Below are 8481 nucleotides of genomic sequence, written 5' to 3' on the forward strand. Positions count from 1 at the left end.
ATCAGGCCGGCCGGGTGGTGGCCAGCAGCGCCCCGACGAGGTCGGCCGGCGCGGGGCGCGCGGTGTTCTCCCGCCGTGCCCCGCGGGCCCGTTCGGTGAAGGACGGCCGTTCCAGCACGTCGAAGACGGCCGACAGGACGGCCTCCGGTGTGGCCTCGGGCCCGGCCAGCGCCTTGCCGGCCCCGCCGGCCGCCAGCCGCCGGGCGATGGCCAGGTGGTCGGGCAGCTGCCCGACGCCCACCTGGGGGACCCCGGAGGTGAGCCCCGTCAGCACCGAGCCGGCACCGCTCTGGGAGACCAGCAGGTCGCAGTGGGGCAGCACCTGGTGCAGCGGTGTGTCCACGAGCACCTGCACGTTGCGCGGGGTGCGGCCCAGCAGCGGGAACTGCGCGCCGGAGACCAGGGCGAGGACGTCGACGTCCAGTTCGGCCGCGGTCCTGGCCACCTCGCCGGTCAGGAAGTGCCGCTCGTCGAGCGCCGACATGGTGTGCCCCCAGGTCACGCACACCCGGCGGCGCGGGGACTCGCCCAGCACCGGCCGCGCGGACTCCGGCCCGTTGTAGGGCACGTAGCGCGTGAGCAGGCGTGCGGGATCCGTGGGCAGGGCCAGGCAGGTGGGGTTGGGGTCCAGGGTGACGTCGCCCATGGGGTTCACCCCGCTGATGCCCAGGCGTCGGCAGGTGGGCTCCAGCAGCTCCGGCAGCAGGTGCCGCATGCCGTACATGAGGTCCGGCCCGTACAGGCACCGGGCCGCCGGCACGCCCAGGGCGGCCGCGACCAGGGGCCCGGCCAGGGCCGTCGGATCGAAGACCACCAGGTCCGGCCGCCAGGTCCGGGCGTAGCGGACGAGGTCGTCGGCCATCAGGTCGGCGAGGCGGGCGAACAGCGTCAGCGCCCGCGGCACCCGGCCGGGAGCGGGCTCCGCGCCGGGGCGCGCACCGGGCTCACCGCCGATGACCAGCCGCCGGAAGTCGGGAAGCACGTCCACGTCGGGCCCCACCGCGACCGCCGGCAGGCCGAGCGCGGTCGCGGCCGGGACCAGCGACGGCTGGCAGGCCACCGCGACCTCGTGCCCGGCGGCGCGCAGCGCCCAGGCCCAGGGGGCCATGGGGTACAGATGGGTGCGCCAGCCCCAGCTGACGAACAGGACGCGTCGGGGTGAGCGGGCGTCTTCGTGCGGGGGGCGGGCCATGGGTCTCCTTGCGGGTTCTGGCCGTCGGCGACGGCTGCGGGTGGGGTCACTGTCACCGCGCCCGTTGAATTCGAGTTCGAGTCCTGACCCACTCGAAGGCGCAGGTCGCGGCCGCGCCACGGGGGGTGCTGGAGTCCGGGTCGAACCATCGTCGAACCGGGCTCGAACGGGCCGCCGAAGACTGGGGGCGTAGAGAGGCCCGATGGCTACGGAGGATCGTCATGCACGTGCTCGTCACCGGAGGCGCCGGTTTCATCGGCCGCCATGTGGTCGCCGCGCTGGTCGCGCAGGGGCACCGGGTGAGAGTGCTCGACGCCGCGCTGCCCCATGTGTACGCGGACCGGCCGGTGCCCTGGCCCGAGGGCGCCGAGAACATCCGCGGCGACGTACGCGACGACGCCGCCGTCCGGGACGCCCTGCGCGGTGTGGACGCCGTGTGTCACCAGGCGGCGGCGGTGGGCCGCGGCAACGACTTCGCGGACGCGCCGCTCTACGCGGGGTGCAACGACCTGGGCACCGCGGTCCTGCTGAAGGAGATGCAGAGCCGGGGCATCGGCCGTCTGGTGATGGCCAGTTCGGTGATCGTCTACGGGGAGGGGCAGTGGCGCTGCGCCGAGCACGGCGCCGTCTCGCCCGGTCCCCGTGCGCGCGCGGACCTCGACGCCGGCCGCTTCGCGCCGCGCTGCCCGCGCTGCGCCGCGGCCCTCACCCCGGAGACCGTGGACGAGGACGGCCGCCTCGACCCGCGCAACGTCTACGGTGCGACCAAGCTGGCCCAGGAGCACCTGGCGGCGGCCTGGGCGGCCGAGACCGGCGCGACGGCCACCGCGCTGCGCTACCACCACGTCTACGGCCCGGGAATGCGTCAGGACTCCGGCTACTCCGGGGTGACCTGCACCTTCCAGTCGCACGTGCGCGACCGCGTCCCCATCGACCTCTACGAGGACGGCGCCATGATGCGCGACTTCGTCCATGTGGACGACGTCGCGGCGGCCAACACGGCGGCGCTGCACCGCGAGGGGCCCGGTTTCCGGGCCTACAACGTGGCCAGCGGGACGCCGCGCAGCGTCGGCGAGCTCGCCCGGCTGATGTCGCGCCTGGGATCGCTGCCCGAGCCCCGCGTCAGCGGCCGCTACCGCTTCGACGACGTGCGGCACATCGTCGCCTCGCCGGCCAGGCTCCGGGCCGAGCTGGGCTGGCGGCCCACGGTCCCCTTCGAGGAGGGCATCGGCGCCTTCGTCCGCGAAGCGCTGCCCGAAGCGCCGCCCGAAGCGCGTTTCCCCTTGTAAACGACGGGAGTTGTTCCGTTTTTCCGGGCCGCCACGGAAGGGTAAAAGATCTTCGTGGCGGCCCGATTCTTGCTGATAAGGGACCTTTGTCGATTGACAGTGCGTCGACTTCGTCTCTAGCATTTCTGTACGGAAACGCGCGCTCGACTGGAGGATCACCTCCCCGTCGGCCGACCGGCGCGCCGGTTTCCGGGGAGGAACGCGAGAGCGGGAGAGCTCGCATCCGAGTCGGGTCCCGCCGGGGAAACGCGGGACCCCACACAGCTGTTTCACCGGGGGTAAGACATGTACTTTCGCGCACTGGGGACCTTCGAGGTCTCACACGAAGGGCGCATCCTCACACCGACGGCGCCCAAGCAGCGCAGCGTGCTGGCCCTGCTGGCCATGCACCGCGGCGGACTGGTGCCGATCAGCTCGCTGATCGAGGAGATCTGGCCGTCCGATCCGCCCGCCAGCGCCGTCACCACGCTCCAGACCTACGTCTACCAACTGCGCCGGGTCCTCGCCGAAGCCCTCGGCGAGAGCAACGACATGCTCGTCACCAAACCGCTGGGCTACGTCGCCAACATCGCGGCCGACGACATCGACGTCCACCGCTTCGACCGGCTCGTCGAGTCCGGGAAGAAGGAACTCGCCGCCGGAAACGCCCAGCAGGCCTCCGAACTGCTGCACGAGGCCACCGGACTGTGGAGCGGCAAGGTCCTCTGCGACGTCCACCGCGGCCCGCTGCTCGAAGCCCACGCCGCACGCCTGAACGAGGCCGGACTGCGCGCCCTGGTCATGCAGGCCGAAGCCGACCTGCAGATCGGCCGCCACCACGAACTCGTCGGCGAACTGCGCGGCCTCGTCACCAAACACCCCTGGCACGAGGGCCTCTACGCCAAGCTCATCGTCGCCCTCTACCGCTGCGAACGGCGCTCCCAGGCCCTGGAGGTCTACCACGAGGTCCGCCGCGGCCTCGCCGACGAGCTCGGCATCGACCCCTCGCCCAACCTCCGCCAGCTCTACCAGGCGGTGCTCGGCGACGCCCCGTGGCTGCGCTTCGACACGGCGCCCAAGGCCGCCGTCCTCACCCGCAGCGCCCCGGTGGCCCCGGCCCAGCTCCCCGCCGACCTCGCGGACTTCTGCGGCCGCGAGGACGAACTCGCCGAGCTCGACCGGTTCCTCACCCCCGACAGCGGCAGCCCCCGGGTGCTCACCGTCACCGGCATGGCCGGCGTCGGCAAGACCGCCCTGGCGCTGCACGCCGCCCACGCCGCCCGCGCACGCTTCCCCGACGCGCAGCTGTACGCGCACCTCGGCGCCGGCACCGGCCGGCCCGTCGCCACCGCCGAAGTCCTGCGCGGCTTCCTGCGCGACCTGGGCGCGACCCCCGAGGAACTGCCCTCCGCCCAGGACGAGCTGGCCCGCATGTTCCGCACCCGGGTGTCGCGGATGACCGGCCTGCTCTTCCTCGACGACGCCCGCACCGCCGACCAGATCCGCCCGCTGCTCCCCGGCGGCCCGAACTGGACGGTCCTCGTCACCGGCCGGCGCCTGACCGGCTCGCTGCCCGGCTCCCACGACCTGGTCGTGGAGCCGCTGCGCACCGACGACGGCATCGCGCTGCTGGCCGGCGTCATCGGCGGCCCCGGCGTGCTCCAGGAGCGTCCGGCCGTCGCCGGCCTCGTCGAACGCTGCGGCGGCCTGCCCATCGCCCTGCGCGCCCTCGGCGAACGCCTCGCGGTCAACCGCCACTGGCCCGTGGGCAAACTCGCGCTGCGCGCCGCCGACCACGGCGGACTCCTCGCCGAACTCCAGGAAGCCGATCTGGACCTGCGCGGCTACCTGCACCGCAGCTTCGACGACCTCGCCCCGCACGACCGGGGCGCGCTGATCGCCCTCGGCCGCGCCGGGGTCGACCGCTTCGGCACCGCCCGGGCCGCCGAGGTCCTCGGCGTGGACGCGCGGACCTGCGAGGACACCCTCGACCGCCTCGCCGCCGCCCATCTGCTGCACGCGGCGCCCCAGCGGGAGCCCGACGGACTCCAGTACGTGCTGCATCCCCTGCTGCGCGCCGTCCTCGCCCCCGCCCGCCCCCGCGCCGTGCGCCGCCCGCCCCACATCCTGCCGGTCCGCCGCGCGAACGTCGCGGCGCACCCCACGGCGGCGGCCGCCCTGTACGCGCGCGACGTCGCCTAGAACGGCCGGGGCCGGGGCCAGCCCCGGCCCCGGGCCACGAGGGTCACGGCCCGCGGTCCGCCAGGGCGGCCAGGGCCGCGGCCGCCCGGGCCGGCCCGGGCCGTTCCCCGTTCTCGCGGGCCGCCTCCGCCGCCCGCGCCCGCACGCCGCCGTCCGCCAGCACCTCCGAGACGGCGGCGCGCAGCTCCCGTACGGACGCCGACGCCGGGACACGGCGTCCGAGGCCGGCGGCCGCGACCCGGTCGGCGTGCACGATCTGATCGCCCTTGTCCGGCACGACCAGCTGGGGCACCCCGCACGCGGCGGCGGTCAGCGTGGTGCCGGCGCCGCCCTGGTGCACCACCAGGGCGCAGCCGGGCAGCACCGTGTGCAGCGGCACCGACTCCAGCACCCGTACCCCGTACGGCACTTCACCGAGCAGCTCGCGCTGCTCGCGCGCGACCAGCACCACCGTCTCGCAGCGCAGCGGGGCCAGCGCCGCCAGCGTCCGGCGCAGCGGCTCCAGATGGCCCGCCGCCGCCCCCGAGGACACCCCCCAGGTGACGCACACCCGGGGGGTGCGCGTGCGCGGGGCGGCCGCGACGCGGGAGGCGCCGTTGAAGGGGACGTAGCGCACCGGCAGGCTGCCGGCGGGGGCCCCGCCGCGCAGCGCGGCCGGACACGGGTCCACCGTCAGGGAGCCGGCGGGCTCCGGCGCGCCCGCCCCCCAGCGGCGCCACAGCGGCTCCAGCAGCGGCCACTCGAGCGCACGCCGCTCGTGGGTGTGGTCCACCCCGTACAGGAAGCGGACGGCGGGGCGGCCGCCCAGCGCGGCCGCCAGCGGACCGGCGTACCCGCGCGGGTCGAAGACCACCAGGTCCGCCCACCGCCCGGCCAGCGCCGCCGTGTCCCGCACGACGGCCTCGGCCGCCCCCTCGAACATCGCCATCGTCCGCGCGGTCCGCTCCGCCGCCCCCGCCCCCGGCGAGAACCCGCGCCAGGCCGCCCCGAGGTCCGCGTCCCGGCCCACCCGCACCACGGGCAGACCGGTGCGCAGGGCCACCGGGACGAAGGACGGCGGGACCGCCAGCCGCACCTCGTGCCCGGCGGCCCGCAGCGCCCACGCGGTGGGCACGACCGGATACAGGTGGGACGCCGCCGGGAACACCGTCACCAGCACACGCGCCCCCCGGGCGCTCACGCCGCCGGCTCCGGGTCCAGCACCCGCACCGTCCCCGCCCGGCCGTCGATCTCCACGACCTGCCCGTCGCGCAGCACCTCGGTGGCGTTGCCGGTCGCGACCACGGCCGGAACACCGTGCTCCCGCGCCAGGATCGACGGGTGGGACAGCAGACCGCCCGTGTCGGTCACCAGCGCCCCGATCGAGCCGAACAGCACCGACCACTGCGGCGTGGTCTCCGGGCACACCAGGACGTCCCCGGGGCGCAGCCGGTCGAACTCGCCCTCGTCGAGGACCACCCGGACCGTTCCGGTGTAGCGCCCCGCCGAGACCCCCGTGCCGTGCAGCAGCCGGTCGCCCTCGGAGGCCGAACCGCGCGCCCCCAGGTGCGAGACGGAGTCGATCCAGCGCACGGGCTCCAGCAGCGCCCGGTCCTCCCGGGGCAGGGAGTCCAGCACCTCGTCCCGCGACACCGACGCCTCGGGCGCGCCGTAGGTGAGCGGGCCCATCCGGGCCGCCGCCCAGTTCTGCTCGCCGGCGCGCCGGGCCACCAGCGCGCGCGGATCGCCGCCGTCGGCGAGGGCGCGGCGTGCCTCGTCCACGGACAGCAGGAACACCTCCTCCACCCGGTCCATGAGGCCGCGCCGCACCAGCCGCGCCGCCAGCTCCCGCAGCGCGTAACGGACCTGGCCCCAGCACACGTGCGCGTAGAAGCCCGTGTCGTCGCGCAGCGGGAACGCCCGCTCCGCCCGGACCAGCGCCCGCTCGAACCGCTCCACGCCCCCGGCGCCCGCCGCCGCCAGCTCCCGGCGCGCACGCCGCGCCGCGGCCTCGCGCTCCCCGACCGTCCGGCGCATGGCCTCCTGCGGATCGCTGCCCGCCACGAGCTGGCCCGCGATCAGCCGCAGCACCGTCAGCGGCTGCTCCCGCAGGGACGGTTCCGCCACGTCCGCGCCCAGGCAGCGCTGGCCGTACTCGGTCAGATACCGGTGGAAGGCGGCGGCGAACTCCGGCTCGGCCGCTTCGAGCCGCTCGACGCAGCCCTCGTCCGGGTTCGCCAGCACCTCGCGCACCACCGGCCGCTCGCGGGCCAGAGCGGCCAGCCCGGCGAGCGCGAGCGCCGGTTCGGAGGCCTTGCCCGGCAGCCCGGTGAGCAGGGGCAGCACCTCCTCGGCCCCCCACCCCAGCAGGTCGCGGCAGACGACGCCGAGCTCCCCCCACACGAGGCTGGAGGCCCCGCCGACGAGGAAGTGCAGGTGCTGGGCGCGGTCGGCCAGCGCGATCCGCTCGTCCAGCTCCTCCAGCAGCGCCCCGTCCGTCAGGGCGCCCAGGTCGGCGTCCCCCGCCCGCGCGGTGCGCCGCGCCAGCTCCGGCTGCCACCGCGTGTGCCACCGCTCGACCAGCCCGTGGGGCTCGTCGGCGCGTACGGCCGCCACCACGCGCTCGGCACGACGGCGCACGGCGGCCGCGTCCGGCAGCGGCACGATGCGCAGGTACGACCAGCCGCCCAGGCTGCGCACGTCGATGCCCTCGGCGAACGCGTACCGGAACAGGCCCTCGCTGCCCGCGTTCACCGCCCGGATCAGCGTGCTCACGTTCATGGGCGTCAGGGGCTTGAGGGTGTAGCCGCCGCGCAGCCAGCGCCCCGGCGGCACCTCGAAGAGGACGGGTACCTCCCGCGCCTGCGGCGGCAGCGCGGTGACGGGCCGCGCCTGGAGCAGCACGGGCTCGCCCCCGGCCCAGGCCCACTCGATGTCCTGCGGGCAGCCGGCCCGGTCGGCGACCCGGCGGGTCAGCTCCGCGACGCGGCCGATCTCCGCCGCGCCCAGGGCGTCCTCCGCCCCTGCGGTGCGCCGGGGCTCCGCTCCGGCGCGCACCGACCACTCGTCGGGGGCGGCCTGCCCGGACACCAGCCGCTCGCCCAGCCCGCGCACGGCGTTGACCAGCGTCTCGTCGCGGGAGCCGTCGACCGGGTTCACGCTGAAGGCGACCCCGGCGGCCTCGGCCGCCACCATCGGCTGCACCAGCACCGCCAGCGCCGGCCACGGCTCGGCCGGGTCCTGATAGGCCTTCAGATGCCGGGAGAAGGCGGAGGCCAGGCAGGTGCGCACCGCCGCCGTCAGGGCCTCGGGGCCCCGCACGTCGAGGACGGTCGCGTACTGCCCGGCGTACGAGCGGTCCGGCGCGTCCTCGGCCACGCCGGACGAACGCACCGCCAGCGCGGTGTCCGGGAAGCGGGCCGCGATCTCCCCGACGGCGCGCAGCACCTCCTCCGACAGCGGCAGTCCGGCTGCCGGGACCTCGGCGCCGGCGCGCCCGGTGCGGCGCAGCTCGCCCAGCACCTCCTCGAAGGCGCCGACGGTGAGCACCACGCCGGGCGGCACGGGGAAGCCGTCCCGGCGCAGCGCCCCCAGCTGGGCGGCCTTGCGGCCCACGAGGGGCGCGTCGTCGGCGCCCGTGGTGTCCAGGGACCGCAGCAGCCCCGCGTGCGCGGAGGTCTCGTCCCGGGGGGTGGATACAGCGGCCAACTCGTTCACTTCCTGTCACGGGGCGTGCGGGGGGGGGGGCGCGGGCGCGGCGGCCCCCCGCCCCGGGGGGGGGGGGCGGGGGGGGGCGGGGGCCGGCGGCGGCGCGGGCGAGTTGGGCCGCGGCCGGGGCCG

General features: G+C 76.3%; 5 protein-coding genes. 2 read left to right on the top strand and 3 right to left on the bottom strand.

Annotation, left to right across the window (positions count from 1 at the left end; all coding sequences use genetic code 11):
• Nucleotide 1 precedes the first annotated feature (1 nt).
• The gene (locus ABT403_RS15115) at nucleotides 2-1192 is read right to left on the bottom strand and encodes a nucleotide disphospho-sugar-binding domain-containing protein (protein WP_344161072.1); all 1191 of its coding nucleotides are present in this window, start codon (nucleotides 1190-1192) and stop codon (nucleotides 2-4) included.
• Nucleotides 1193-1413: 221 nt separating this feature from the next.
• Here ABT403_RS15115 and ABT403_RS15120 point away from each other — a divergent pair, with 221 nt between their 5' ends.
• Both ABT403_RS15120 and ABT403_RS15125 read left to right on the top strand, forming a co-directional pair.
• Nucleotides 1414-2481 (top strand): NAD-dependent epimerase/dehydratase family protein, encoded by a 1068-nt coding sequence (locus tag ABT403_RS15120; protein WP_344161069.1) that lies wholly within the window; start codon nucleotides 1414-1416, stop codon nucleotides 2479-2481.
• Between the two features lie 285 nt (nucleotides 2482-2766).
• A complete protein-coding gene (locus tag ABT403_RS15125; RefSeq protein ID WP_344161066.1) occupies nucleotides 2767-4662 on the top strand; it encodes an AfsR/SARP family transcriptional regulator in 1896 nt (631 codons plus the stop codon).
• Nucleotides 4663-4705: 43 nt separating this feature from the next.
• On the opposite strand, the gene ABT403_RS15130 is transcribed toward ABT403_RS15125, so the two are convergent.
• Nucleotides 4706-5842 carry a nucleotide disphospho-sugar-binding domain-containing protein gene (locus tag ABT403_RS15130; RefSeq protein ID WP_344161063.1) on the bottom strand — a complete coding sequence of 379 codons (1137 nt, stop codon included), beginning with the start codon at nucleotides 5840-5842 and terminating at the stop codon, nucleotides 4706-4708.
• Nucleotides 5839-8349 (bottom strand): PEP/pyruvate-binding domain-containing protein, encoded by a 2511-nt coding sequence (locus ABT403_RS15135; protein ID WP_344161060.1) that lies wholly within the window; start codon nucleotides 8347-8349, stop codon nucleotides 5839-5841. The genes ABT403_RS15130 and ABT403_RS15135 overlap by 4 nt, the downstream gene beginning before the upstream one ends.
• Between the last annotated feature and the right edge of the window lie 132 nt (nucleotides 8350-8481).

Origin of the sequence: Streptomyces sp. NPDC000075, from assembly GCF_040301925.1 — a bacterium.
Classification (GTDB): domain Bacteria; phylum Actinomycetota; class Actinomycetes; order Streptomycetales; family Streptomycetaceae; genus Streptomyces; species Streptomyces polychromogenes.

Bases quoted from the DNA above. Each gene is read 5' to 3' on its own strand.
- ABT403_RS15120 (WP_344161069.1), top strand. From the start codon at position 1,414: ATGCACGTGCTCGTCACCGGAGGCGCCGGTTTCATCGGCCGCCATGTG.
- ABT403_RS15115 (WP_344161072.1), bottom strand. From the start codon at position 1,192: ATGGCCCGCCCCCCGCACGAAGACGCCCGCTCACCCCGACGCGTCCTG.
- ABT403_RS15125 (WP_344161066.1), top strand. From the start codon at position 2,767: ATGTACTTTCGCGCACTGGGGACCTTCGAGGTCTCACACGAAGGGCGC.